The 23,155-nt window shown below is 63.3% G+C and carries 27 protein-coding genes; 17 read left to right on the top strand and 10 right to left on the bottom strand.

The features are described from left to right. Positions 1-9: 9 nt before the first annotated feature. Positions 10-702, bottom strand: coding sequence for a dihydromonapterin reductase (gene folM / locus FHW75_RS17315; protein ID WP_025753993.1), 693 nt, complete (start codon positions 700-702; stop codon positions 10-12). 76 nt (positions 703-778) lie between these two features. Then, positions 779-1,339, bottom strand: a complete 561-nt coding sequence (locus FHW75_RS17310; RefSeq protein WP_019098826.1) for an antibiotic biosynthesis monooxygenase — start codon at positions 1,337-1,339, stop codon at positions 779-781. A 218-nt stretch (positions 1,340-1,557) separates the two neighbouring features. Here FHW75_RS17310 and FHW75_RS17305 point away from each other — a divergent pair, with 218 nt between their 5' ends. Continuing rightward, complete coding sequence (locus tag FHW75_RS17305) at positions 1,558-2,493, top strand: MerR family transcriptional regulator (RefSeq protein WP_183674117.1); 936 nt, start codon at positions 1,558-1,560, stop codon at positions 2,491-2,493. Here FHW75_RS17305 and FHW75_RS17300 read toward each other — a convergent pair. Both FHW75_RS17300 and FHW75_RS17295 read right to left on the bottom strand, forming a co-directional pair. After that, on the bottom strand, positions 2,478-3,083 hold the full coding sequence (locus tag FHW75_RS17300; RefSeq protein WP_025753992.1) for a hypothetical protein: 606 nt from the start codon (positions 3,081-3,083) through the stop codon (positions 2,478-2,480). The two genes, FHW75_RS17305 and FHW75_RS17300, sit on opposite strands and share 16 nt — an antisense overlap. 59 nt (positions 3,084-3,142) lie before the next feature. Beyond that, a complete protein-coding gene (locus tag FHW75_RS17295) occupies positions 3,143-3,571 on the bottom strand; it encodes a PAS domain S-box protein (RefSeq protein ID WP_016713473.1) in 429 nt (142 codons plus the stop codon). A gap of 116 nt (positions 3,572-3,687) precedes the next feature. Here FHW75_RS17295 and FHW75_RS17290 point away from each other — a divergent pair, with 116 nt between their 5' ends. Further along, positions 3,688-4,143 (top strand): flavodoxin, encoded by a 456-nt coding sequence (locus FHW75_RS17290; protein ID WP_019098828.1) that lies wholly within the window; start codon positions 3,688-3,690, stop codon positions 4,141-4,143. Between the two features lie 25 nt (positions 4,144-4,168). Here FHW75_RS17290 and FHW75_RS17285 read toward each other — a convergent pair whose 3' ends face one another. After that, entirely contained in the window at positions 4,169-5,050 is an 882-nt protein-coding gene (locus FHW75_RS17285) for a LysR family transcriptional regulator (RefSeq protein ID WP_019098829.1), read from the bottom strand. A 98-nt stretch (positions 5,051-5,148) separates the two neighbouring features. Here FHW75_RS17285 and FHW75_RS17280 point away from each other — a divergent pair, with 98 nt between their 5' ends. The 4 genes from FHW75_RS17280 to FHW75_RS17265 all read left to right on the top strand — a co-directional run bounded on the left by FHW75_RS17280 (position 5,149) and on the right by FHW75_RS17265 (position 8,319). Then, positions 5,149-5,535 carry a CidA/LrgA family protein gene (locus tag FHW75_RS17280; RefSeq protein WP_016713476.1) on the top strand — a complete coding sequence of 129 codons (387 nt, stop codon included), beginning with the start codon at positions 5,149-5,151 and terminating at the stop codon, positions 5,533-5,535. Beyond that, a complete protein-coding gene (locus FHW75_RS17275) occupies positions 5,525-6,211 on the top strand; it encodes an LrgB family protein (RefSeq protein WP_183674115.1) in 687 nt (228 codons plus the stop codon). The genes FHW75_RS17280 and FHW75_RS17275 overlap by 11 nt, the downstream gene beginning before the upstream one ends. 176 nt (positions 6,212-6,387) lie before the next feature. Next, a complete protein-coding gene (locus FHW75_RS17270; RefSeq protein ID WP_019098831.1) occupies positions 6,388-7,293 on the top strand; it encodes an alpha/beta fold hydrolase in 906 nt (301 codons plus the stop codon). Between the two features lie 114 nt (positions 7,294-7,407). Further along, positions 7,408-8,319 (top strand): SDR family oxidoreductase, encoded by a 912-nt coding sequence (locus tag FHW75_RS17265; protein ID WP_016713479.1) that lies wholly within the window; start codon positions 7,408-7,410, stop codon positions 8,317-8,319. Between the two features lie 275 nt (positions 8,320-8,594). Here the strand turns inward: FHW75_RS17265 and FHW75_RS17260 are convergent, their stop codons facing one another. Beyond that, a complete protein-coding gene (locus FHW75_RS17260; RefSeq protein ID WP_016713480.1) occupies positions 8,595-9,377 on the bottom strand; it encodes an IclR family transcriptional regulator in 783 nt (260 codons plus the stop codon). A 174-nt stretch (positions 9,378-9,551) separates the two neighbouring features. Here FHW75_RS17260 and hmgA point away from each other — a divergent pair, with 174 nt between their 5' ends. The 3 genes from hmgA to maiA are packed head-to-tail and all read left to right on the top strand — an operon-like array spanning position 9,552 to position 12,794. After that, a complete protein-coding gene (gene hmgA, locus FHW75_RS17255) occupies positions 9,552-10,853 on the top strand; it encodes a homogentisate 1,2-dioxygenase (RefSeq protein ID WP_183674113.1) in 1,302 nt (433 codons plus the stop codon). Between the two features lie 3 nt (positions 10,854-10,856). Next, positions 10,857-12,149 carry a fumarylacetoacetase gene (gene fahA / locus FHW75_RS17250; RefSeq protein ID WP_016713482.1) on the top strand — a complete coding sequence of 431 codons (1,293 nt, stop codon included), beginning with the start codon at positions 10,857-10,859 and terminating at the stop codon, positions 12,147-12,149. Positions 12,150-12,161: 12 nt separating this feature from the next. Next, the gene (gene maiA, locus FHW75_RS17245) at positions 12,162-12,794 is read left to right on the top strand and encodes a maleylacetoacetate isomerase (protein WP_019098834.1); all 633 of its coding nucleotides are present in this window, start codon (positions 12,162-12,164) and stop codon (positions 12,792-12,794) included. Here maiA and FHW75_RS17240 read toward each other — a convergent pair. Beyond that, a complete protein-coding gene (locus FHW75_RS17240; RefSeq protein WP_019098835.1) occupies positions 12,788-13,594 on the bottom strand; it encodes a SirB1 family protein in 807 nt (268 codons plus the stop codon). The two genes, maiA and FHW75_RS17240, sit on opposite strands and share 7 nt — an antisense overlap. A gap of 123 nt (positions 13,595-13,717) precedes the next feature. Between FHW75_RS17240 and FHW75_RS17235 the strand changes: the two genes are divergently transcribed. Then, on the top strand, positions 13,718-14,737 hold the full coding sequence (locus FHW75_RS17235; RefSeq protein WP_183674131.1) for a Glu/Leu/Phe/Val dehydrogenase: 1,020 nt from the start codon (positions 13,718-13,720) through the stop codon (positions 14,735-14,737). A 62-nt stretch (positions 14,738-14,799) separates the two neighbouring features. Here FHW75_RS17235 and FHW75_RS17230 read toward each other — a convergent pair whose 3' ends face one another. Continuing rightward, positions 14,800-15,063, bottom strand: a complete 264-nt coding sequence (locus FHW75_RS17230) for a YebG family protein (protein ID WP_016489064.1) — start codon at positions 15,061-15,063, stop codon at positions 14,800-14,802. A gap of 223 nt (positions 15,064-15,286) precedes the next feature. Here FHW75_RS17230 and FHW75_RS17225 point away from each other — a divergent pair, with 223 nt between their 5' ends. After that, complete coding sequence (locus tag FHW75_RS17225; RefSeq protein ID WP_183674111.1) at positions 15,287-15,757, top strand: phosphate-starvation-inducible protein PsiE; 471 nt, start codon at positions 15,287-15,289, stop codon at positions 15,755-15,757. A gap of 3 nt (positions 15,758-15,760) precedes the next feature. On the opposite strand, the gene FHW75_RS17220 is transcribed toward FHW75_RS17225, so the two are convergent. Then, positions 15,761-16,051 carry a DUF3509 domain-containing protein gene (locus tag FHW75_RS17220; RefSeq protein ID WP_025753990.1) on the bottom strand — a complete coding sequence of 97 codons (291 nt, stop codon included), beginning with the start codon at positions 16,049-16,051 and terminating at the stop codon, positions 15,761-15,763. A 121-nt stretch (positions 16,052-16,172) separates the two neighbouring features. Next, the gene (locus FHW75_RS17215; protein WP_016713489.1) at positions 16,173-16,520 is read right to left on the bottom strand and encodes an HPF/RaiA family ribosome-associated protein; all 348 of its coding nucleotides are present in this window, start codon (positions 16,518-16,520) and stop codon (positions 16,173-16,175) included. Between the two features lie 328 nt (positions 16,521-16,848). On the opposite strand from FHW75_RS17215, the gene FHW75_RS17210 reads away from it, so the two are divergent. From FHW75_RS17210 to FHW75_RS17185, 6 genes are all read left to right on the top strand, one after another. Next, positions 16,849-17,154: a DUF3649 domain-containing protein gene (locus FHW75_RS17210; protein WP_019098838.1), complete on the top strand. Its 306-nt coding sequence runs from the start codon at positions 16,849-16,851 to the stop codon at positions 17,152-17,154. Beyond that, positions 17,151-18,725 carry a PepSY domain-containing protein gene (locus FHW75_RS17205; protein WP_025753989.1) on the top strand — a complete coding sequence of 525 codons (1,575 nt, stop codon included), beginning with the start codon at positions 17,151-17,153 and terminating at the stop codon, positions 18,723-18,725. Before FHW75_RS17210 ends, FHW75_RS17205 begins: the two co-directional genes overlap by 4 nt. After that, the gene (locus tag FHW75_RS17200) at positions 18,725-19,051 is read left to right on the top strand and encodes a DUF3325 domain-containing protein (RefSeq protein ID WP_019098840.1); all 327 of its coding nucleotides are present in this window, start codon (positions 18,725-18,727) and stop codon (positions 19,049-19,051) included. Before FHW75_RS17205 ends, FHW75_RS17200 begins: the two co-directional genes overlap by 1 nt. A gap of 4 nt (positions 19,052-19,055) precedes the next feature. Beyond that, positions 19,056-19,631, top strand: coding sequence for an RNA polymerase sigma factor (locus FHW75_RS17195; RefSeq protein ID WP_025753987.1), 576 nt, complete (start codon positions 19,056-19,058; stop codon positions 19,629-19,631). Further along, positions 19,628-20,608, top strand: a complete 981-nt coding sequence (locus FHW75_RS17190) for a FecR family protein (RefSeq protein ID WP_028614284.1) — start codon at positions 19,628-19,630, stop codon at positions 20,606-20,608. The genes FHW75_RS17195 and FHW75_RS17190 overlap by 4 nt, the downstream gene beginning before the upstream one ends. Before the next feature lie 135 nt (positions 20,609-20,743). Next, a complete protein-coding gene (locus tag FHW75_RS17185) occupies positions 20,744-23,134 on the top strand; it encodes a TonB-dependent siderophore receptor (RefSeq protein ID WP_183674109.1) in 2,391 nt (796 codons plus the stop codon). Positions 23,135-23,155: the final 21 nt, after the last annotated feature.

The following is a 23,155-nucleotide window of genomic DNA, read 5'->3' as shown; positions in this document are numbered from 1 at the left end:
GGGCTTCTCTCAAGTCATGCGGTTTTTCAGGTGGCGGCCACCGTTGATGACCACCTGGCTGCCGGTGCTGTACTGGCTGGCGAGCAGGTACTTGACGGTCTCGACCAGCGGGCCGGCGCCGGGTTCGAATTCCAGCAAGGCCTTTTTCAGGGTTTGCTGGCGGTAGGCTTCATCGCCCCCTTCCTTGAGGATCAGCAGCCCGGGCAGGATACCGTTCACATGCACCTTGGGCGCATATTTTTCGGCGAACGACAGCACCATGTTCTGCAGCGCGGCCTTGGTGGCGGCGTAGCCGATGTGGCTCTTGCTGCCGCGTGAGGACGTTTCGTCGCAGATGTGGATGATGTCGGCCTTGTCCACCTTGGCCAGCAGGTCGCCCAGGGCCAGGTTGAGGTGGTAGGGCGCTTCGACGTGCAGGCGGAACATGGTTTCGAGGTTGTCGAGCCCGTCATCCAGCCACAGCGAGGCATTGTGGATGATGGCCCGCAGGCCGTCGTAATGGCTGTGCAGGTGATCGATCAGGGCCTGGCGGTCGGCCGCCTGGCACAGGTCGGCCTGGAACTGCACGATGTTCGGGTGGGCCGTCTGTGGCTGGACACTGCGGCTGGCACTGACCACCGTATGGCCGGCCTGTGCCAGTTCAAGGGCCAAGGCCAGCCCGACGCGCTGGCTGGCTCCGGTAACGAGAATGGGGCTGTTCATGTTCGGGCGGTCAACTTGTCTGTCCTTTGGTTGCCCCCAGCATACCCGAACTGTTTCCCTATTGTATGGCCTGCCCTCAGCGGCTGCGCAGGGCGCCAGAGGGCGTTGGGGTGGCATGCAGCCAACCGGCCAGCAGGCGGGTGGACAGGGGGATGAACAGGTAGACCATCACGGGTGTCAGCGCCAAGGTGCTGAGCAGTACCCGGGGCACCAGGTCCAACGCTGCCAACCAGTGGCCGAATAGCAGGTTGAACAGCAACGAGACCGGGAAGAATGCCAGCCAGATCGCCACAGCCTGTTTCCAACGGGGTGGTTTTTGCACCATGTTGGTGCCAAACCAGTCGTCGATACCACTTACGCGCGCCTCTTTGGGGCGTTCGAACAGGCCGTTGCCGCGTTGCAACCAGGCCCGGCGCGAGGCGGAGTGCTCCCAGGCATGCAGGGTCGGCTCGTCGCTGAAGCGAAAGATGATCTGGAATTCGTCGCCATCGCGGGGCGGCGCAAGGATGCCCGAGCCAAGGTAGCCGGGAAAGTCGGTGGCCAGCTGCTCGCCTTCATGCAACCAGGCCAGCAAGTCCTGGTAGCGGCCATGGGCGGCGCGGCGAGACACCATCAGGGTGACGGGTGGGGTAGACATCGTGTATCTCCTGGCAACGGGGCTGGCGGGTAGCTGGCCCCTTTGGCTGTGTGGCCCGGGGTGGTGGGCAACACAGGCGTGCATGCAAGAATCGGGCACGGATTATCGCGTATCTGCAATATTCGGCAAACCCCGGGCGGCAAACGGTTGCACCCTGCGACTCGCGCCGTCGTAGTAGAATACCTGTTCAACTTCCGCACGCAGGGTACCCCTTGCAGATGAACGAACAGGGACGTAATCCAGTGATCGATGCGAGTTTTGAACAGCAGGAGCTGTTTCCAATTCGTGAAGTTTCCCGTCTGACCGGTGTCAACGCTGTGACCCTGCGGGCCTGGGAGCGTCGTTATGGCCTGATCCAGCCAATCCGTACCGACAGTGGCCACCGCCTGTATTCCCAGGCCGATATCGATGAGATCCGCCGTATCCTCGGGTGGCTGGAGCGCGGTGTGGCAATCAGCAAAGTGGGCAGTATTCTTGCGCGTGGCCATGCCCTTGCCGGCCAGGCCGGTGATGCGACGGACGCCTGGCTAAGCTGGCAGCACCAGATCCGCCTGGCGGTGCAGCGTTTCGACGTGGCGGGCCTTGATCTGCTTTTCCAGGAGGTTTTTGCCGCCAGCACCCTGGACCAGGTTTTCAGCGAAGTGTTCATGCCTGTGTGGCACGACATGGCTGTCCGCCAGGGCGGCTATGGGCAGGCCAGTGAATGGCTGTTCTTTGACCAGTTCCTGCGCGGCCGGGTCTTCGCTCGCTTGCAGCTTGCCCATGTGCCGCGTAGCCGCACCGTGCTGTTGGCGCCATTACCGGGGCAGTGCCATGAGCTCGAGCTGCTGGTCACCAGCTTGATCCTGGGCAGCGACGAAACAGGTGTGACCCCGTTGGCGAACGGGCAGCCACTGCAGGAGTTGGCGCTGGTTTGCGAGCGCCTGAAGCCGGATGCCCTGGTGCTGTTTTCCCATCAGCCGCTTACCGCAGAGCTCACTCGGCACCTGGCTCGCCTGGCGGCGGTATTGGACTGCCCGTTGTTACTGGCCGGTGAGGCGGCGGAAGTGGCACAGGCCAGCCTGGCTGGCAGTGCTATCGCCTGCCTGGGAGCGCAGGGTAGTGTCATGCGCCAGCGGTTGCGGCAGTTTCTGGCAGGTCAGCTAGATACCTGAGTGTGCAGGTCGGGGTGGGCCTGGAGGATGTAGTCGCGCAGACGCTCGATTTCTTCGGGCGGGCTTTGGCTGAGGTCATAAGCCGCCAGGTCCGGGCCAATACGCCGGCCCAGTACGCCGTGCAGTTCGATCGGGCTGATGCCGCCGGGGGCGAAGCGCAGTTCGAAGCGTGCGGGTGGCGAGGGCAGGTCACGGACTTCCAGCAGCACACCTTTGAAGGAAATATCACGTACCCACAGACCGCTGATCTCGTCATGGGCATCGAGCAGTGCGCTCGGCTGCTCCATCGACAGGCGCCAAGGGCGCAGCATGGGGCCGTCTTCGTAGATTTCCGGTGAACCCAGTTGCAGGTGCAGGGCGTGGAACTCGTCTTCTACCAATTGCAGGGGGAAGCTGATCTGTTGGTTGTTGAACTGGGCCTGCAAGGTAACCTGTTCGTTCGCCACCAGCCGGGTAAGCAGGCTCTGTATGCGGCGGTCGCCATTGACCAGCAGGCTCGACATGGAGTCGGCCACGTTCAAATGCGGCGAATGTTGCATGTTCTGGATGAAATCCAGCTCGTCCTGGGTCAGGAGCACGTCTGCTTGCATGATCGAACTCGGTGGTGGCGATTTCTTCATCGGGATTGACCGTGCATGGCGTACTTGGTTCAAGCGCGTTCGTCGGGTTTCGGACGAGCGCACAGTTCCGCCAGTTGCCGTTCCAGTTCGACCTGGCGGCTGACGTCTTTCTGGATACCGATGAAGTAGGTGCGCTGGTCAGCGGCGTGCCTTACCGGGGTAATCGACAGCTCGTTCCAGAAGGCGCTGCCATCCTTGCGGTAGTTGCGCAGCACTTCGCGACAGGGGCGGCCTTCGGCCAAGGCCCTGCGGATACGTGCGCGGCCAAGCTGGTCACGGTCGTCAGCCTGCAGAAAGCGGCAATCCTGATAGAGGATTTCATCGCGGCTGTAGCCGGTCAGGCGTTCGAAGGCGGCGTTCACGTAGATCAGGATGGTGTCGTCGCCTTCCTGTTCGGCAACCACGATCCCGTCATTGGACGCATCGACCATCGATTGCAGCAATTGCGCATTGATCATGTTCGGGCCATTGGGCAAGGAGGGGCTGAGGACGGCGACTTTGGTAGAGGCGGCCTTTTGCCAGCGCTGGATGCTAGTATCCTACGTTTTCACTCAGTTTCGGAATCCTCTACCCGATGAAAGTCGCCATTATTTCCGGATCGGTCTATGGCACCGCCGAAGAAGTCGCCCGTCACGCTGAAACGCTGCTCAAGGCAGCGGGCCTGGAGGCCTGGCATGCGGCACGTGCCACCCAGCAGGATCTTGAAGGTTTTGCCCCCGACGCCTTGCTGGCCGTGACCTCGACCACCGGCATGGGCGAACTGCCGGACAACCTCATGCCGCTGTACAGCACCCTTCGCGATACCTTGCCTGCGGCCTGGCGTGGTCTGCCGGGGGCGGTGATTGCACTGGGTGACTCCAGCTACGGTGATACCTATTGCGGCGGTGGCGAGCAGATGCGCGAGCTGTTTGCCGAATTGGGTGTGCGTGAGGTGCAGCCGATGCTGCGCCTGGACGCCAGCGAGACGGTGACCCCGGAGGCGGATGCCGAACCGTGGTTGGCTGAATTGGCAATCGCACTGAAAGCCTGACCCTAAGGCCGCATAAAAAAGCGCGTCAGGCGTGAGGTTCGCGCAACAATGCCAACCACGCCTGCGCCGCCCGTGACAGGTAGGCCCCACGTCGCCAGATAAAGGCGATGTCCCAGCGTAAATCCCCCGGCGAACGGAGCGGCAAACGCACCACCCCGGGGCGCTCCAGCGCTTTTGCCACCACTCGGGGCAGCAACACCACACCCTGGCCTGCCGCCACCAACGCCGCCAAAAAGTCTGCCTGGCCACTGCGGCCGCCTTCCTTCGGGGTAAAGCCCTGTTGCTGGCACGCCTTCAGCAGCCGGTCGTTGAGCACGAAACTGCGTTGATACAACAGGAACGGCGTATCGGCCAGTTGCCCCAGGTCCACCCCGTCCAGGCTCGCCAATGGATGCCCCGCCGGCAGCAGGGCATCCATTGGCTCGTTGCAGAACGGCTGGTAGTCGAACGTCTCATCGCTGGGTGTCAGGCTACCACCCAGTTCCAGCTCGCCACTCTTGACCGCCTGTTCGACACTGCGGCTACCGCCCTCCAGCAACTGGATCGCGATGTTTGGGTGACGTCGCCGGTATTCGGCAAAAAGCCCGGCGAACAAGGCGTCACTGCCCAACATCGGCAGACCCAGGCGTAGTTCGCCACGCTCCATCTGGTTGAGGTCGTCCAGTTCGTTGAGCAGCGCCTGGCGTTGGCGCAGCAGGGCTTCGCCGCGCTCCAGCACAATGTGCCCGGCCGCTGTCAGGTGCAGCTGGGAGGCCTGGCGTTCCAGCAGCGGCTGGCCCACATCTTGCTCCAGCTGCGCCACCTGCTTGCTCACGGCCGATTGACTGATGTGCAGGGTTTGCGCGGCCTGGGTAAAACCACCGCGGTGGACCACTTCGATAAAGCTGCGCAGCTGTTTGAATTCCATGCTCTGAATTCCATTCTGGAATGGCTATCAGTCTAACAATTCGCTTCTGGCCTAGGCAGCCAAATCTTAAAATGAGGGCCTGTCGAGGAACCCCCGTCATGAAACCCGCATTGTTGAAAAAAGCCCTGCGCCTGCTTGTCGAGCTGGCGATTCTTTGTGCCTTGTTTCTGCTGGGCGGCCAGCTTGCGACCTGGTTGGGTTGGCCGATCCCAGGTGGTGTGATGGGCCTGGCACTGTTGCTGATACTGTTCGCGTCCGGTGTGCTCAAGCCGGCCATGCTGCAACTCGGCGCCGGCTGGCTGATGGCCGAGATGCTGCTGTTCTTCATTCCGGCGTTGATGAGCCTGCTGGACTACGGCTCGTTGATCCGTGAGGAGGGCTGGCGCATCTTGCTGGTGATCGCCGTGAGCACGCTGATGGTGATGGTGGTGACCGCGCTCACCGTAGAACTGGTGTGCCGCTGGAGGTTGCGCCATGAGCCTTGAACCCATGCCGCTGTTCTGGCTGGCCCTGACCTTGCTGGCCTACCTGGGCAGCCGCTGGCTGTACCGGCGCAGCGGGCGCTACCTGCTGTCGCCGTTGATCCTGGTACCGGTGCTGTTGCTGGCGGTGGCGGTGCCGCTGCACACCGCGTATGCCGAATATGCGCGCAATACCCATTGGTTGATGAGCGTGCTTGGCCCGGTGACCGTCGCCTTCGCGGTGCCCATCTGGCAGCAGCGGGCGATGCTGGCGCGCCATTGGCCGGCGCTGATGGTGGGCATGGTCGCCGGCAGCAGTGCTTCGATCGCCAGTTCCTGGGGGCTGGCGCACCTGCTGGCGCTGGACAGCGCGACCAGCCTGTCGCTGGTGCCGCGTTCGATTACCACACCGTTTGCCATGCCGTTGGCCCATGACCTGGGGGGCGTACCAGAGCTGACAGCGGTGTTCGTGATGTTCACCGGTGTACTCGGCGCCATGTTCGGCGGCGCGCTACTGCGTTTGTTGCCGTTGCGCACGCCGCTGGCACGGGGTGCGTTGTTTGGTGTCGGTGCGCATGGCGCCGGGGTCAGCCGGGCACAGGAGGTGGGCCGCGAGGAAGGCTCGGTGGCCGGCCTGGTCATGGTGCTGACCGGCTTGCTGAACCTGTTCGCGGCACCGTTGCTGGCCCTGTTGCTCTGACCGTTCGTGCCACTGACTCGCACAGTCATCAAGCTGGCTGGCAACGCAAGTTCCAGCCAGTGGGCTGCTGGCTAGACTTTGCCTCGACATAGAGAGCACATGTATGTGCCGAGGTGACATGCAATGACCGCAGCCTTGCCCTATCCCGTCCCTATCACTTCACCGGGTTACTTCTGATGCCTATGGCCGAAATTCCATTGTGCGTCTGGCGTACCCGGGGACAAAGCTTCAACTTCCGGGGCCAGAGCATCCGCTACTGGACCGCAGGGCAAGGAGAGCCCCTGCTTCTGTTACACGGCTTCCCCACGGCCAGCTGGGACTGGCACTACTTGTGGGGGCCTTTGACCCAACGCTTTCGGGTGATCGCTTGCGACATGCTCGGTTTTGGCGACTCGGCCAAGCCGGTCGACCACGCGTACAGCCTGATGGAGCAAGCCGACCTGCAGCAGGCATTGCTCGGCCATCTGCAGGTCGACCAGCCGGTACACCTGTTGGCCCATGACTACGGCGGCAGCGTGGCCCAGGAACTGCTGGCGCGGCACCACGAACAGCGTGCCGAGATAGCCAGCTGCGTGTTCCTCAACAGTGGGCTGTTCCCCGAAAGCTGCCGCATGCTGCTGATCCAGAAACTGCTGCTTAGCCGGTTCGGCTGGCTGGTCGGGCGCTCGTTCGGGCGTGACGACCTGGTGCGCAACGTGACCCAGGTCTACGGCCCCTGCACCCACCCCAGCGAAAGTGCCCTGGATGATTTTTGGAGCCTGATCGCCGCCAACCGGGGCACGCGCATCCTGCACAAGCTGGTGAGCTATATCCCCGAGCGCAGGTTGCATCGCGAACGCTGGGTCGGGGCGATGCAGCGCAAAGGCGTACCCCTGCGCTTCATCAATGGCGTGGTTGACCCACTTTCCGGTGGGCACATGCTGGAGCGTTATCGGCAACTGGTGCCGGAGCCGGATACCGTGCAGTTGCAGGGCATCGGCCATTACCCGCACACCGAGGCGCCTGTGCAGGTCCTGCGCCACTACCTGGCTTTTCGTGAACAGCGGCTGAGCTATTACCCACAGAAAGTGGCGTGGTCCTGACCGGGCCTCATCGCCCTGCGTTATTGCCAGGCATTCAGCCTGCGTGAGCTTGATTGTCCGCCTGCCGTTGGCGGCGGACACTTGGCTGACCTGAACCTGCCTGGAGCCATGAGCATGAGCGAGCCTGTCCGTCTGCAAGATCGCGTGGTGATCGTCACCGGAGCCGGCGGTGGGCTGGGCCGCGCCCATGCGCTGCTGTTCGCCGCGCGGGGTGCCAGGGTCGTGGTCAACGACCTCGGCGGCTCTACCCACGGTGAAGGTGCCAGCGCTTCGGCCGCCGACCGGGTGGTGGAGGAGATCCGGGCCGCCGGTGGCACCGCCATCGCCAACCATGACTCGGTCAGCCAGGGCGCGCGTATCGTCGAGCAGGCCCTCGACAGCTTCGGCCGGGTCGATGTGCTGGTGAACAATGCCGGCATCCTGCGTGACAAGACGTTCCACAAGATGGACGACAGCGACTGGGAGCAGGTTTATCAGGTGCATGTGGAAGGGGCCTTCAAGGTCACCCGCGCCGCCTGGCCACACCTGCGCGAACAGAACTGGGGGCGGGTGATCTTCACCGCTTCTACCTCTGGCATCTACGGCAACTTCGGCCAGGCCAACTACGGTATGGCCAAGCTAGGCTTGTATGGGCTGACCCGCACTTTGGCAATCGAAGGGCGCAAGCACGGCATTCTGGTGAACGCCATCGCCCCTACCGGCGGCACCCGCATGACCGAAGGGCTGATCCCGCCTCAGGTCTTCGAGCGGCTCAAGCCGGAACTGGTCAGCCCGCTGGTGGTGTACCTGGGCAGTGAGCAGTGCCAGGGTACGGGCGAATTGTTCGAGGTGGGTGGCGGCTGGGTGGGCAAAGTGCGCTGGGAGCGCAGCCTGGGGGTAGGCTTTGATCCGCGCGAAGGCTTTACCCCGGAGCAGGTGGCGGAAAACTGGGCACGGATTGGCGACTTTGACGGGGCCGTGCACCCGCAGGACAGCTTGCAGGCGCTGCAGCAGATGATGGCGAACCTGCAGAAGTACCCACTCTAGAGCGCTTGCTGGGCACTTAGTGGGAGCGCATCAGCCAGCGAGAGCGCAGGTTCTTTCGGGGCAAAAAAAAAGGCCGCTGCAAGCCACAGCGGCCAATCGAGACGTTAGATCAAGGAGCTTCAAAATCTACGTCGGTGAACCTCGCAGACCTGAAAGGCGGGGGGGAAGAGCCCTTCATGCCGGCCAGTGAGTTAAGAATAAGCGCTTGATCCTGTGGGAAAAATAGCGGCTTATGACATTCACCTTTACGTATCGGGCAATAGTGCTGCAGGCGCTCACGCGGCCGGTGAATAGCCCATGCGCCAGCTGGTCTCGCGCGCAGCCGCCAGCAGCCTTTGCGCCGCCGGCCCATGTTCGTCGGCATGAAAAATCGACGTTGGCCCGACCACGGTCATCACGGCCACAACCTGCCCCAAGGCATTGAACACCGGTGCCGACAACGCATCCACACCTGGCATCAGCAGGCCGTGCACATGGTGCAACCCACGGTCGCGAATGCCGGCCAAGACTGCCTGGTAGTCTTCTGCAGTGTGTTGCAGGGCGGCCAGCTCGCGGTCGCGCAAGTCCACGGTCTCGCGCTCGGGCAGATAGGCGGCGAACACCAGGCCGGTAGAGGATGTAAGCAGCGGTAGCACCGAGCCGATTTGTGTGACCACGGTGACCGCCCGCACTGCCGGTTCAATGCTGACCACGGTCGCGCCCTGGTTACCCCACACGGCAATGAAGCAGCTCTCGTTCAGTTCATCGCGCAATTGCGACAGCGGCAGGGCGGCAATCTTCAACACATCGATGCTGCCCAGCGCCGCCAACCCCACCCGCAATGCTTCGCGACCCAAACCGTAGTGGTTGGTGGCGCTGTCCTGCTCTGCAAAACCACTGGCAATCAACGCCTGCAGGTAACGGTGCACCTTGCTCGCCGGCATTTGCACATGTTCCGCCAGGCGTGACAGCGACGTGGAAGGGGAGAGCTCTGCAAGCGCCTTCAGGATGTCGGTGCCGACCTCCGCCGAGCGGACTTTCTGCTTGCCGTTGTCGGCGGGGGAGCTGGCTTTGGTCATGGGCATCTGCTTCCGGATTCTTCAAGTCGGGCCTTTATAGCTTGACGCCAAGCGCGGGGCAAATTACGTTATTCGTAATCTGATTACGATAAAAACAATGCAGACGTGCTGCCACCCCACACCGGGCCAGCAGCCAGCTGCCCGCAACGGCTCGGCCAGAGCCCGGAGGCATCGATGAATCGCGACACCTCACCCGACCTTCACTACCTCAGCGGCTTCGGCAACGAATTTGCCAGCGAAGCACTGCCAGGGGCTTTGCCGGTCGGGCAGAACTCGCCGCAGAAGGCGCCCTATGGGCTGTATGCCGAATTGCTCTCGGGCACGGCGTTCACCATGGCCCGCAGTGAGCTACGCCGTACCTGGCTTTATCGTATTCGCCCGTCTGCACTGCACACACGTTTCGAGCGCCTGGCGCGCCAGCCGTTGAGCGGGCCGTTGGGTGGGATCAACCCCAACCGCCTGCGCTGGAGCCCGCAGCCGATCCCTGCCGAACCGACCGACTTCATCGAGGGCTGGCTGCCGATGGTGGCCAACGCGGCGGCGGAAAAACCGGCCGGTGTGAGTATCTACATCTACCGCGCCAACCGTTCCATGGAGCGTGTTTTCTTCAACGCCGACGGTGAACTGCTGCTGGTGCCGGAAATGGGCCGCCTGCGCATTGCCACCGAACTGGGCGTGATGGAAGTTGAACCGCTGGAGATCGCGGTGATTCCACGCGGCATGAAGTTCCGTGTCGAACTGCTCGATGGCCAGGCCCGCGGCTACATCGCCGAAAACCATGGGGCGCCGCTGCGCATCCCGGACCTGGGCCCGATCGGCAGCAATGGCCTGGCCAACCCGCGTGACTTTCTCACTCCGGTGGCGCACTACGAAGAGGCCGAAGGGCCAGTGCAACTGGTGCAGAAGTTCCTGGGCGAGCACTGGGCTTGCGAACTGCAACATTCGCCGCTGGATGTGGTGGCCTGGCACGGCAGCAACGTGCCTTACAAATACGACCTGCGCCGCTTCAACACCATCGGTACCGTCAGCTTCGACCACCCGGACCCGTCGATCTTCACCGTGCTGACTTCGCCGACCAGCGTACATGGCCTGGCCAACATGGACTTCGTGATCTTCCCGCCACGCTGGATGGTGGCCGAGAACACCTTCCGTCCGCCATGGTTCCACCGCAACCTGATGAACGAGTTCATGGGCCTGATCAACGGTGCCTACGATGCCAAGGCCGAAGGCTTCCTGCCGGGTGGCGCCTCGTTGCACGGGGTGATGAGCGCCCATGGCCCCGACGCCGAAACCTGCGAAAAGGCCATTGCCGCCGACCTGGCGCCGCACAAGATCGACAACACCATGGCTTTCATGTTCGAGACCAGCCAAGTGCTGCGCCCGAGCCAGCAAGCCCTTGAATGCCCGCAATTGCAGGCCGACTACGATAGTTGCTGGGCCACCTTGCCGAGCACCTTCAACCCGAACCGGAGATAACCCATGAACCACACTGCCAATGCCCGTAGCTGGGTCGAGCACGCCAACGGGCACAGCGACTTTCCGCTGCAGAACCTGCCGATGGGTATTTTCAGCCGGCCGGGTGAAGCCAAACGCTGTGGCGTGGCCATCGGTGACGCGATCCTCGACCTGGAAGCGGTGCTGGCCGCCGGCCTGTTCGACGGTGCTGCCAAGGCTGCCGTCGAAGCCACCCGCGGTGGCGCGCTGAATGCATTCTTCGCCTTGGGCCGCAGCGCCCGTGTGGCCCTGCGCGAGCGTTTGCAGGCCCTGCTTGGCGAGCACAGCGAACACCAGTCGGCATTGAAGCCGGCGCTGATCCCGGCCAGCGACTGCCAACTGCATGTGCCCGCGCAGATCGGTGACTACACCGACTTCTACGTCGGCATCGAGCACGCCAAGAACGTGGGCAAGCTGTTCCGCCCCGATAATCCGCTGCTGCCCAACTACAAGTACGTGCCGATCGGTTATCACGGCCGCGCCTCCACCATCCGCCCATCGGGCACCGATGTGCGCCGGCCCAAGGGCCAGACCTTGCCGGCCGGGCACACCGAGCCGAGCTTCGGCCCTTGCGCACGCCTGGACTACGAACTGGAGCTGGGCATCTGGATTGGCCAGGGCAATGACATGGGCCAGGCGATCCCGGTAGGCGACGCCGCCGAGCATGTGGCCGGCTTGTGCCTGCTCAACGACTGGTCGGCGCGCGATATCCAGGCCTGGGAATACCAGCCACTGGGGCCGTTCCTGTCCAAGAGCTTCATCACCACCATTTCCCCCTGGGTGGTCACTGCCGAGGCGCTGGAGCCGTTCCGCTGCGCCCAGCCGGCGCGCCCGGAAGGCGACCCGCAGCCACTGTCGTACCTGCTGGACAAGCGCGACCAGGCCGCCGGTGCCTACGATATCGAGCTTGAAGTGCTGCTGCTGACCCAGCGCATGCGTGAGCAGGGCGTTGCTCCACACCGCCTGACCCTGAGCAACACCCGCAGCATGTACTGGACCGTGGCGCAGCTGGTGGCGCACCACAGCGTCAACGGCTGCCAGCTGCAACCAGGCGACCTGTTCGGTTCGGGCACCTTGTCGGGGGCCACGCCGGGGTCGTTCGGCAGCCTGCTGGAGATCACCGAGGGCGGCAAGCTGCCGGTGGAACTGGCCAGCGGCGAGGTGCGCAAGTTCCTCGAAGACGGTGACGAAATCATCCTGCGTGCCCGCTGCACGCGCGACGGCGTGGCCAGCATCGGCTTCGGCGAATGCCGTGGCACGGTCATCGCGGCCAACTGAGGAGGGGCGGGCATGGAGCTGTACACCTATTACCGTTCCACCTCGTCCTACCGGGTGCGCATTGCCCTGGCACTGAAGGGGCTGGCTTACCAGTCCCTGCCGGTCAACCTGCTGCAGGGTGAGCAGCGTGGGGCGGACTATGTCGCCATCAACCCGCAGGGCCGCGTACCGGCCTTGCGCACCGATGGCGGTGAATTGCTGGTGCAGTCACCGGCAATCATCGAGTACCTGGAAGAGCTTTATCCACAGCCCGCGTTGCTGCCGGCCACGGCCGAGGCGCGTGCCAAGGTGCGTGGTGTAGCGGCAATCATTGGCTGCGACATCCACCCGCTGCACAACGTGAGCGTGCTCAACCGGCTGCGCCAGGCCGGGCAGGACGAGGGGCAGGTCAATCAATGGATCGGCCACTGGATCAGCCAAGGGTTGGCGGCAGTGGAGCAACTGATTGGTGATCAAGGCTTCTGTTTCGGTGATCGACCGGGGCTGGCGGATGTGTACTTGATCCCGCAGCTGTATGCCGCCGAACGCTTCAACATCGACCTGAGCAGCTTCCCGCGTATCCTGCGGGTTGCCGCAATGGCCGCCGGGCATCCGGCGTTCACCCAGGCCCACCCCGCCCAGCAGCCGGACAGCCCGGCTCAGTGAAGCGAACGGTTCGCCGCCGGAAGCTTGCCGATGCGTTCGGACAGCTTCAGGCGCTGGGCCGGATCTTCAGTCAGTAGCAGCGCATGCTCCAGGTCGAAGCGCTCGGCCTGTGGGCAATCCAGGTGCTGGTACAACGAGGCGCGGGTCATGTAGTCACTGACCTGCACCGGCCCCAACTGCATGACCCGTTCGGCATCGATCAACGCCGCCAGGTGGTTGTCGTTGCTGATGTGCAGCTGGCGCAGGTTGCGTGACAGGCGTTGCAGCATCTGCAGCGGGGTGGCACTGCGCATGTGCTCGGCCGTCAGCGCAACATGCGGCCCGAACTGGCGGGCCAGCAGCTCACGGCAATCGTTGGGGTACAGGCGCCGGCCACCGCAGGGATCCAGCAGGTGGTCGGCACCCGGTACACGCAGCAGGAAATGGCCAGGAAAGCCCACACCCTCCAGCGGAATGGACAGGCGCCCGGCCAGTTCCAGGGCGAGTATGGCCAGGGTCAGCGGTTGGCCACGGCGGCGTTGCAGCACTTTGTCCATCATCGCCGCCTGCGGGCGCAGGGGGTGGTACTCATCCTGCTGGAAGCCCAGCGCATTGAGCTGGCGCAGCAGCGGCTGGGCCAGTTCGCACAGTGGCAGCATCGGCAGGTGGGTGCTGATATCGCGCTGCAGGTCTTGCAGCACGGCAAGGCTGGCTGCGGGCTCGACACTCCGGTCGTGCTCGGCGGCAATCCACAATGCGGCTTCCAGCAGGGCGACAGGCTCGCGTTCCAGGCAGGCCAGGCAGGCTTGACGTGGCTTCATGGGGCTTCTCCACACACGCTTGAGTATTAGCCGTGGCGCGGGGTTTCGTCCAGTGGTCCGGCGGCGGCACCAGCTTCAGGGCGGTGCCTATACTGGAGGGAGCACCTCATGGGGGGCCTGTCGATGTTCGCTCTGATGCAAAGCACCCGTACCCAGTCCTTGCACCTGTTCAACGACCCGCCTACGGGTCTGAAAGCGGTTGTGGCGATCCACAGTGAGCAACTGGGCCCGGCCATGGGCGGGTGCCGGTACCTGCCTTATGCCGATGACGAAAGCGCCATGACCGATGCCATTCGCCTGGCCCAGGGCATGAGCTACAAGGCGGCGTTGGCGGGCTTGCCACTGGGCGGTGGCAAGGCGGTGATCATGCACAACCCGCATGTGGAAAACCGCGCCGCACTGTTCGAGGCCTTTGGCCGCTTCATCGATACCTTGCACGGACGCTTCATCATCGCCGTGGACAGCGGCACCTCGACCCTGGACATGGACTGCATTGCTCAGAGCACACCCCATGTGACCAGTACCACCGCATCGGGTGATCCCTCGCCACATGCGGCGATGGGGGTGTTCGCGGGTATTCGCGCCACCACCTCGTTCCGGCTGGGCAGTGATGACCTCAGAGGCCTGCGAGTGGCGGTGCAGGGCTTGGGCAATGTCGGTTTTGCGTTGGCGGAGCAACTGCATGCAGTGGGCGCGGAGTTGCTGGTCAGCGACCTGGACCCAGGACGTGTGCGGCTGGCGATGGAGCAGTTCGATGCCAAGCCTGTAACCAACGATGCGTTGATCAGCACCCCTTGCGACATCTTCGCCCCTTGCGGCGTGGGGCCGGTGCTGAACGGGCAAAGCGTGATGCAGTTGCGTTGCGCGGCGGTGGCGGGGGCGGCGAACAACCAGCTGACCACCTTGCAGGTGGCCGACCAGCTGGAGTCGCGCGGGATATTGTATGCGCCTGACTACGTGATCAATGCCGGTGGGTTGATCTACGTGGCGCTGACCCATCGTGGCGAGGATTTGGGCACCATCACCGCGCACCTGGCGCGGATACCGTCACGGCTGACCGAAGTGTTCGGCCATGCCCAGGCGGAGAAGCGTTCGCCGGCGCGGGTGGCGCAGATGTTGGCAGAGCGGTTGCTCTACGGCTGAATGCTGATGCTGGCGTTACTGGCCTCTTCGCGGGCTTGCCCGCGAAGCAGGCGCTGCCGATCTCACTCGGCAGCACCTCCTTCCAGCAACTCGGCCAACGCATCCGGCTGGCTCTTGAACGCCCGGGCAAACACATCGCGGTTCTTGGCCATGTAGATACCGGCTTCCTCAACCTGCTGCTCAGTCAGCGACGGCACCGCCTTGTGCAGCACTTCGGCCAGGCGCTCGGCCAGTTCGAGCATCTTGTCGTGACGGTCTGCTTCGGCCTTATCCATGAACAAGCGCTCCGGGTCGCGGCTGCTGCGGTACACCACTTCGACGGCCATTCATCACCTCTATGCCTTTTTTGCTGTTTGTGTTGCAGTTTACTGTATGCGCATACAGTAATGGCATTGCCATCATCGCGCAACCTGATTCTTCAGCCTGCCCACACGTGCCTTGCGGCAATCGGTCGCCTTCCAAGCCAAGGGCCTGGCCCTTTAACTGCATGGCACAAGCGTCACACCGGTGACGCATCATCCTTAAAGACGTATCGGGGAATGGAACATCGTGAACATCAAATGGGCAGACAAGCTACGCAAAGGCCTGCATGGTTCGGCCGACTCGCTGGGTAACCTGTGCGTCGAGGCCTTCCATTACCTGGCGCTGTTTGGCATTGGCGCGATTACCGCCTATGCGGCGGTGGTCACCTTCCTGGACATGCTCGGCAAGGGTGGGGTCAGTGTCGATGACATCCTGCTGCTGTTCATCTACCTGGAGTTGGGGGCGATGGTCGGCATTTACTTCAAGACCAACCACATGCCAATCCGCTTCCTGCTGTACGTGGCCATTACCGCGCTGACTCGCCTGCTGATCGGCGATGTCTCGCACCACAAGGCGCCGGACGAAGGGCTGCTGTACCTGTGCGGCGGCATCCTGTTGCTGGCGTTCTCGATTCTGGTGGTGCGCTACGCTTCGTATCGCTACCCCTCGACCAAGGTGCTGGATGCCAACGGCAAGGAAGTGGACGAGGGCAAGTAACCCTCAGTTGGCAACGACGTGGCGCGGCGCGTGACGAGCGTCGCGGGTTAGCGCGGCCAGCACTTGCATGGGGTTTTGACTGAATTCGATGGCCAGGCCCAGGCGAATGCTGTCGATCACCCGTTGCAGGCGCGCCGGGTCGTTGCGCTGGGCCTGGGTGATGAGGCGCTTGGCGACAACGCCGGCGTCGTCGGACAGGGTCAGCATGATGCTGCCGTCGAGGTTTGTGATGCTCAGGTTGACCCGGTATTCGGGGGCGAATGCAGCACTGATTTTTTCGAACGGGTTGTCCATGGTCGTGCTTCTGCAGTGGATGAGTGCAGAGGTTGACTGGCAACGCGGCGGCTTGGTTCAGTGCCGTTGATCGCTACAAACAAAAACGCCCGGCTTCAGGCCGGGCGTTTTGCTTTGACGATCAGGCGTCTGGGTCACTCAGCTCCAGGGCGCCGCGCTTGCTGCGCAACTTGCCGTAGAAGTGTTCCAGCGCGTGGGTGAGCTTGGTGGCGGCACCGTCGACTGCCTGGTCCAGCGAAGTGGCGGTGTGGGTCACGGAAATCGGTTGGTGGCCTTTTGGGCGAGCCTCCATCTGGCAGCGTTTGTCATGCGGTCCGGGCTTGGCGCCGTTCTCGTCGCGCAGGTGAACCTCGATGCGGGTGAGGTCTTCTTCGTAACGTTCCAGCGAGTTCTGCAGGGTACTGCGGACCCACTGATCGAGCCGGGCGTTGCCTTCGAAATGGTTGCTGCTGTTGACCTGGATTTGCATGATTCAATCCTTATTCAGCTTGCTCGCATGGAGGCGCGCCTAGGCCCTTGAGACCCTTGGAATTTCTGCGCCTCTTGACTCTAAGGTCAGGCAACTGCTGGATGAATTCAAGCCCTTTCTGAAAATAAATTTCTTGTTGCAAAAGGGGGCTACAAAGCGGCCCCCCATTTGCTACAGGTCAGAACTCCACCGACGTCTGCCCAGTGCACGGCCTGCTCGGCCACTTGCGGGGAAAACGAGGCGTTCACAGGGCGAAGTAGCAGCAGGCTTTGCTTATGAGAATTGAAATCATTAGTATTGCACCCCCGAAAATGCCCGGACCTTCGCCATGACGCGCAAAACCGCCGGCCTCCCGCTCAGTTACCGGCTGGGCGTTGCCTCACGTAGCCTTGCCGCGCTGCTGGGCGGCTACTTGCTGGCGTCGATGGCCAGCGTCTGTATTGCCTTGGTGGCGCCGTTGCCCAAGGTCGATGCCACGCTCACCGGCCTGCTGCTGTCGTTCGTCTTCTACCTGCTGGCGTTCATCTGGTGCTTCGCCTGCCGCAACGCCTGGCGTGCCTGGCTGGGTGTACTGGCGCCAAGCCTGTTGTTGGGCCTGATCAGCGGCGTCGCCTACTGGATGAAAAACCCATGAAAGAAGGCTTTCGCCAGGCGATGGCCTGGCTGCACACCTGGACCGGCCTGATCTTCGGCTGGCTGTTGTTCGCCATCTTCCTCACCGGCACACTGTCGTATTTCAAGGAAGAAATCACCCACTGGGCGCAGCCCGAAGTGCGCAGCCATGCTCTGGATCCGCTCAACAGCCTGGGTGTGGCCCAACGTTACCTGCAGGACAATGCCGGGCATTCTGGCACCTGGTTCATTCGCATGCCCAACGCGCGCGAGGCTGCCTTGAGCGTGGGCTACCGCGACCCCAATGGCGGGCCACGCGGGTTCGTGAGTAAAACCCTCGATACCCAGACCGGTCAGCCGGTTGAAGCGCGCGACAGCCGCGGTGGCGAGTTCTTCTACCGCTTCCACTTCCAGCTACAAATGCCTTACCCGTTCGGCCGATGGCTGTCGACCTTCTGCGCGTTCATCATGCTGTTGGGGCTGGTCACCGGCATCATCACGCACAAGAAGATCTTCAAGGAGTTCTTCACCTTCCGCCCCGGCAAGGGCCAGCGCTCCTGGCTGGACGGGCACAACGCGATCGGTGTGCTGGTGCTGCCATTTCACCTGATGATCAGCTACAGCAGCCTGGTGCTGTTCATGTACATGGTGATGCCGGCTGGCATCATGGCCAGCTATGGCAATGACACCGACAAGTACTTCAACGACCTGTTCGGCCGCGACGATGCGCCCAAGGCGGCCCATGTGGCTGCACCGCTGGTGCCGTTGCCCAGCCTGTATGCCCAGTTGCAGGCACTGCAACCCGGCGCGCGTATCGGCAACATCCAGGTGCAGAACCCGGGCGACAGCAATGCCCGTGTCACCTTCACGCAATCGTCTGCCGACCATGTGGCTTATCGGCGCAGCGCTAACTGGACCTTCGATGGCGCCAGTGGCGAGCTGCTGAGCCAGGGCAAGCCAGAGAGCGGGGCAATGATGACCGCCTTCAGTTTCGCCGGGCTGCACATGGGTAACTTCGCCGGCCCTTGGTTGCGCTGGCTGTACTTCTTTTTTGGTGTGGCCGGCACTGCGGTGATCGGCACCGGGCTGGTGATGTGGCTGGGCAAGCGTCAGCTCAAGCACGCCAAGAGCGAGCGCATACCGGGTGAGTTGCGCCTGGTCGAGGTACTCAATATCGCCAGCATGAGCGGCTTGCTGCTGGCGGTGGCAGGTTTCTTCTGGGCCAACCGCCTGGTCCCGATAGGCGTCGAAGGCCGGGGCGACTGGGAGGTCAATGCCTTCTTCATCGCCTGGGGCCTGTCGCTGGTGCATGCGGTACTACGCAGCGGGCGCAGGGCCTGGGGCGAGCAACTTGCGTTGGGTGCGCTGGCCTTTGCCTTGCTGCCGCTGCTCAACGGCCTGAGTACCCACCGCGGGCTGAACCATTCGCTGCAGGAGGGTGACTGGGCCATGGCCGGCTTCGACCTGACTGCCCTGGCCACCGGCCTGTTCCTGGCCTGGCTGGCGGGCAAGATGCTGCGCAGCCCCAAGCCGGTTGCCAAGCGCCCACGCGCAGTAAAAAAGCCGGGTACTGAAACGGCGGAGGCGAGCTGATGCTGGGTAACGCACTGATCGCATTCGCAGGTGTTGTGGCCCTGTGCCTGGCCATGGAAAAACACTTCAGCGACCTGCTCGGGCGCAAGCCGCGCCCTGGGCAATTGCGGCTGTTGCGCAGTGCTGGATGGCTGTTGCTGCTGTTATCGCTGCTCCTCAGCGTGCACTTGCGTGGCTGGGCCTACGGCCTGGTGGAGTGGACGGCGGTGATGATGGCCGGGGTAACCCTCTGGGTGTTCGGCCTGCCTTACCAGCCGCGCCTGCTGCTGGGCCTGGCCGCCGCCAGCGTGGTGCTCGGCCCGTTGCTGGCCGTGTTTGCCGTGTGAAGCCGTGAGCGAGCAGGGGGACATCATCGAGCCCGACGCCGACAGTGCCGGCGGGCGTGCACGTTTCGTCCAGGTGTTCCAGGCCCAGCGGGCACGCATGGAAGCCCTGGTCAGCCGACGGGTCGGCTGCCGCGCCACGGCATCGGACCTGGTTCAGGAGCTATTTCTGCGCTTCTGGCGGCGCCCCGAAGTGAAGGTCGAGGCGCTGGACACCTACTTGCTGCGATGCGCTGGTAATCTCGCAATCGACCACCTGCGCAGTGAAGGCAGCCGCGAACGCGTGGCCGAAGCCGCGTTGCCGGTGGACGAAGTGGCCACGGCCCAGGCGCCAGAGCAGGCCCTGGAAGTGGACCACGACCTGCAACGCATCGAAGCCGCCTTGCGCGCCTTGCCCGAGCGCACCCGGCAGATCTTTTTGCTCAACCGTATTCACGGCTGCAAGTACGGCGAAATCGCCAAGGCCATGCAACTGTCCCAGAGCACCGTGGAAAAGCATATGATGCGCGCCCTTGAAGCGTGCAAGGCCAGTGTTGCCGAGCCCGCGCCCACTCCACGCCGGCCAGGGAGCGCCCGTCGATGAGCAGCATGCCCCCCATTACCGAGGCGCAATCCCAGGCCGCCCTGCAGTGGCTCAGCCGCATCAACGAGCAGCCCGCGCAAGCCGAAGGTGCGGCGTTCAAGCGCTGGCTAATGGCCGACCCTGTTCACCGCGCCGCCTATGAACAGGCTCAGCTGTTGTGGCAGAAAAGCGCCGGCCCGGCGCAGCGGTTGGCCGACGAAGAACAGCAAGCCCTGCAACGTTACCTCGATGCCATGGCCAGGCCGCCGGCCCGTGGTCCGTGGAGGCGTGTGGCGGCGATGGCGATGGCGGCCTGCCTGGTGCTGGCCGTGGGTGTTGCCGGTGGCTGGCACCCGGGGTACTGGTTGCAGGACCTGCAGGCTGACTACAGCAGTGCCGGGCAGATTCGCCAGGTGACCTTGGCTGACCAGTCGCAGGTCACGCTGGATGCCGGTAGCGCCATTGCGGTCGATTTCGCCAAGGGGGAGCGCCGTGTGCGGTTGCTTCATGGCGCGGCGTTTTTCCAGGTGACGCATACCGGCGAGCCGTTCCTGGTTGAAGCTGCCGGTGGCGAGGTGCGGGTGCTCGGCACCCAGTTCGAAGTGCGTGAGCAGGGCGAGGGCGCCCAGGTGACGGTACGCAGTGGGCGTGTGGGGGTTAGCCCTGCGCAGGGCGGTTTGGCGCGCGAACTGACTGCCAACCAGCAGGTGAACTACAGCGCAGGCAGGATCGACGACACCCAGGTTGTGGACAGTGACAACCGCCTGGCCTGGCGCCAAGGCTGGCTGAACTACTACCAAGTGCCACTGGCGCAGGTGGTGGAAGACCTTGGGCGCTATTACCCGGGGCGCATTCTGTTGCTGGATGGTGAACTGGGGCAGCGCAAGGTCAGCGGCAGCTTCCCGGTGGACGAGCCGCAGTTGGCGCTGGATTCGCTGGGCAAGGTGATGGGCTTTTCGCGGCAGACCGTGCTGGGGCGTTTGACCCTGCTTCGGTAGTCGCCTGTACTGGCCTCTTCGCGGGCACAGGCAAAATATTTTTAAAAAACGGGTGAGGTAACAGGACGTGGCATCCGTGTAATGAGTGGAAGTGCGATTCATTCGCAGTCATCACCCTCTCACAGGTCAGCGTCCATGAAGTTCTCTCCGCGTTGCGTCCCTCTCTGGTTCGGCCTTGCCATGCTCCCGGCCGTTGCTGTCGCTCCCCTGGCCAGTGCCGCCGAGCAACAGCAGACCTATGCTTTCGCCCAGCCGGCCCAGCCCCTGGCCCAGGCGCTCAACGCCTTCAGCCGCACCACCGGCCAGAGCGTGGTCTACACCTTAGAACTGCCGGGCGTGCAGGCGCCGGCACTGAACGGCCGATTCAGCGCCGAACAGGCCCTGCAACAGCTGCTGGGCAGCACCGGGTTGGCCTGGCGCCGCGTCGATGCCCGTACTCTGACCCTCGAAACCGCAGACACTTCCGGCGCCCTCAACCTGCAGGCCACCACCGTGACCTCGCAAATGGACGTGTACAGCTATCAACCGCCGGCCACCGCCTCGATCATGCGCGGGCAAGGCCCGAACCAGGACATTCCCCAGGCCATCAACGTGGTACCGGCCCAGGTCATCCGCGACCAGGCTCCGCGCAACCTCGACGATGCCCTTTACAACGTCAGTGGCATCACCCAGGGCAACAACTTTGGCGGCACCTCCGACACGGTGATGAAGCGCGGTTTTGGCGACAACCGCGACGGCTCGATCATGCGCGACGGCATGCCCATCGTGCAGGGCCGCAGCCTCAACGCCAGTACCGAGCGGGTCGAAGTGCTCAAGGGCCCGGCCTCGCTGCTGTACGGCATCCAGGACCCTGGTGGGGTGATCAACGTGGTCAGCAAGCGCCCGCAGTTGCAGCAGTACAACGCCCTGACCGTCCGTGGCTCCACCTACGGCAGCGGCAAGAACGGCAGTGGCGGCGGGTTCGACAGCACCGGCGCGTTGGGCGACAGCAACTTCGCCTACCGCCTGATCGTCGACCACGAGGATGAGGACTACTGGCGCAACTACGGCGTGCACCGCGAGTCATTGGTAGCGCCGTCGCTGGCCTGGCTGGGCGAAGACACCCAGGTGGTGCTGGCGTACGAGCACCGCGAGTTTCTCTCGCCCTTCGACCGCGGCACCGCGTTCGGCAGCAACGGCCACCCGCTGAACATCCCCACCACCCGGCGCCTGGACGAGCCGTTCAACGACATGGAAGGGCGGTCTGACCTGTACCGCCTGGAAGTCGACCACCAACTGGCCGATGACTGGAAGCTGCACTTTGGCTACAGCTTCAACCGCGAGACTTATGATGCCAGCCAGGTGCGGGTGACCGGGGTCAACGAAGCCAAAGGCACACTGACTCGCAGCATCGACGGCACCCACAACGCCATGAGCCGTGACCAGTTCGCCACCTTGAGCCTGGTGGGCAACGTGGAGTTGGCCGGTATGCAGCACGACCTGCTGTTCGGCGTTGACCATGAAGACCGCAAGATCTTTCGCGGTGATCTGATCCGCCAGACTGCGCAATCCACGTTCAGCTATGTGAACCCGGTCTACGGCCAAGAGGTGGAGGGCACCACAGTAAGAGCCAGTGACAGTGACCAGACCGACAAGCTGCGCACCGATGCACTGTTCGTGCAGGATGCGCTGCACCTGGACGACCACTGGATCCTGGTGGCCGGTGCACGATTCCAGCAATTCGACCAGTACGCAGGCCGTGGCCGTCCGTTCACGGCCAATACCGATAACAGCGGCCAAGCCTGGGTGCCGCATGCCGGCATCGTCTACAAGGTGGATGACCAGCTGTCGTTCTATGGCAGCTACAGCGAGTCGTTCAAGCCCAACTCCAGCATTGCGCCGCTGACGGGCGGCGTGGTGCTGGACTCGTCGGTTGCACCTGAGGAAGGCAAGTCGTGGGAGCTGGGCGCCAAGCTAGACATGTCCGGTCGCCTGACCGGTACCCTGGCGGTGTTCGACATCACCAAGCGCAATGTGCTGGTTTCCAACTTTGATGCCACCACGAAAGAGACGGTGTACAGCAACGCCGGCGAGGTCAGCTCGCGTGGCGTGGAGCTCGACCTGACGGGGCAGCTGAGCGAGCACTGGAGCCTGATTGGCAGCTACGCCTACACGGACGCCAAGGTCACCAAGGACCCGGACCTGCAAGGCAACCGCCTGCAGAACGTGGCCAAGCACAGCGGTTCGTTGTCGGCCGTGTACGACTTCGGCAGCCTGTTCGGGGGCGACAAGCTGCGGATGGGCGCAGGTGCGCGTTATGTGGGTGAGCGGGCGGGCAACTCGACCAACACCTTCGACCTGCCGTCCTATACCGTGGCCGATGCGTTCGCCAGCTACGAGACCAAGCTGGATGAGCACAACGTGCGCTTGCAACTGAACGTGAAGAACTTGTTCGACAAGGTCTACTACAGCTCGGCGGTGAACCAGTACTTTGTGGCAATCGGGGATGCGCGGCAGGTGAGCCTGTCCAGCACCTTCGAGTTTTGAGCCAGCCTGTACCGGCCTCTT

It is taken from the genome of Pseudomonas sp. OG7 (assembly GCF_014192825.1).
GTDB classification, from domain to species: Bacteria; Pseudomonadota; Gammaproteobacteria; order Pseudomonadales; family Pseudomonadaceae; genus Aquipseudomonas; species Aquipseudomonas monteilii.
The sequence above is the reverse complement of the archived record's forward strand: the minus strand, read 5'-3'. Positions and strand labels throughout refer to the sequence as shown.

What these genes read in the sequence shown, in the direction of transcription:
- folM (WP_025753993.1), bottom strand. Translation starts at nt 702, where the DNA reads ATGAACAGCCCCATTCTCGTTACCGGAGCCAGCCAGCGCGTCGGGCTG.
- FHW75_RS17310 (WP_019098826.1), bottom strand. Translation starts at nt 1,339, where the DNA reads ATGTCTACCCCACCCGTCACCCTGATGGTGTCTCGCCGCGCCGCCCAT.
- FHW75_RS17305 (WP_183674117.1), top strand. Translation starts at nt 1,558, where the DNA reads ATGAACGAACAGGGACGTAATCCAGTGATCGATGCGAGTTTTGAACAG.
- FHW75_RS17300 (WP_025753992.1), bottom strand. Translation starts at nt 3,083, where the DNA reads ATGCAAGCAGACGTGCTCCTGACCCAGGACGAGCTGGATTTCATCCAG.
- FHW75_RS17295 (WP_016713473.1), bottom strand. Translation starts at nt 3,571, where the DNA reads ATGATCAATGCGCAATTGCTGCAATCGATGGTCGATGCGTCCAATGAC.
- FHW75_RS17290 (WP_019098828.1), top strand. Translation starts at nt 3,688, where the DNA reads ATGAAAGTCGCCATTATTTCCGGATCGGTCTATGGCACCGCCGAAGAA.
- FHW75_RS17285 (WP_019098829.1), bottom strand. Translation starts at nt 5,050, where the DNA reads ATGGAATTCAAACAGCTGCGCAGCTTTATCGAAGTGGTCCACCGCGGT.
- FHW75_RS17280 (WP_016713476.1), top strand. Translation starts at nt 5,149, where the DNA reads ATGAAACCCGCATTGTTGAAAAAAGCCCTGCGCCTGCTTGTCGAGCTG.
- FHW75_RS17275 (WP_183674115.1), top strand. Translation starts at nt 5,525, where the DNA reads ATGAGCCTTGAACCCATGCCGCTGTTCTGGCTGGCCCTGACCTTGCTG.
- FHW75_RS17270 (WP_019098831.1), top strand. Translation starts at nt 6,388, where the DNA reads ATGCCTATGGCCGAAATTCCATTGTGCGTCTGGCGTACCCGGGGACAA.
- FHW75_RS17265 (WP_016713479.1), top strand. Translation starts at nt 7,408, where the DNA reads ATGAGCGAGCCTGTCCGTCTGCAAGATCGCGTGGTGATCGTCACCGGA.
- FHW75_RS17260 (WP_016713480.1), bottom strand. Translation starts at nt 9,377, where the DNA reads ATGACCAAAGCCAGCTCCCCCGCCGACAACGGCAAGCAGAAAGTCCGC.
- hmgA (WP_183674113.1), top strand. Translation starts at nt 9,552, where the DNA reads ATGAATCGCGACACCTCACCCGACCTTCACTACCTCAGCGGCTTCGGC.
- fahA (WP_016713482.1), top strand. Translation starts at nt 10,857, where the DNA reads ATGAACCACACTGCCAATGCCCGTAGCTGGGTCGAGCACGCCAACGGG.
- maiA (WP_019098834.1), top strand. Translation starts at nt 12,162, where the DNA reads ATGGAGCTGTACACCTATTACCGTTCCACCTCGTCCTACCGGGTGCGC.
- FHW75_RS17240 (WP_019098835.1), bottom strand. Translation starts at nt 13,594, where the DNA reads ATGAAGCCACGTCAAGCCTGCCTGGCCTGCCTGGAACGCGAGCCTGTC.
- FHW75_RS17235 (WP_183674131.1), top strand. Translation starts at nt 13,718, where the DNA reads ATGTTCGCTCTGATGCAAAGCACCCGTACCCAGTCCTTGCACCTGTTC.
- FHW75_RS17230 (WP_016489064.1), bottom strand. Translation starts at nt 15,063, where the DNA reads ATGGCCGTCGAAGTGGTGTACCGCAGCAGCCGCGACCCGGAGCGCTTG.
- FHW75_RS17220 (WP_025753990.1), bottom strand. Translation starts at nt 16,051, where the DNA reads ATGGACAACCCGTTCGAAAAAATCAGTGCTGCATTCGCCCCCGAATAC.
- FHW75_RS17215 (WP_016713489.1), bottom strand. Translation starts at nt 16,520, where the DNA reads ATGCAAATCCAGGTCAACAGCAGCAACCATTTCGAAGGCAACGCCCGG.
- FHW75_RS17210 (WP_019098838.1), top strand. Translation starts at nt 16,849, where the DNA reads ATGACGCGCAAAACCGCCGGCCTCCCGCTCAGTTACCGGCTGGGCGTT.
- FHW75_RS17205 (WP_025753989.1), top strand. Translation starts at nt 17,151, where the DNA reads ATGAAAGAAGGCTTTCGCCAGGCGATGGCCTGGCTGCACACCTGGACC.
- FHW75_RS17200 (WP_019098840.1), top strand. Translation starts at nt 18,725, where the DNA reads ATGCTGGGTAACGCACTGATCGCATTCGCAGGTGTTGTGGCCCTGTGC.
- FHW75_RS17190 (WP_028614284.1), top strand. Translation starts at nt 19,628, where the DNA reads ATGAGCAGCATGCCCCCCATTACCGAGGCGCAATCCCAGGCCGCCCTG.
- FHW75_RS17185 (WP_183674109.1), top strand. Translation starts at nt 20,744, where the DNA reads ATGAAGTTCTCTCCGCGTTGCGTCCCTCTCTGGTTCGGCCTTGCCATG.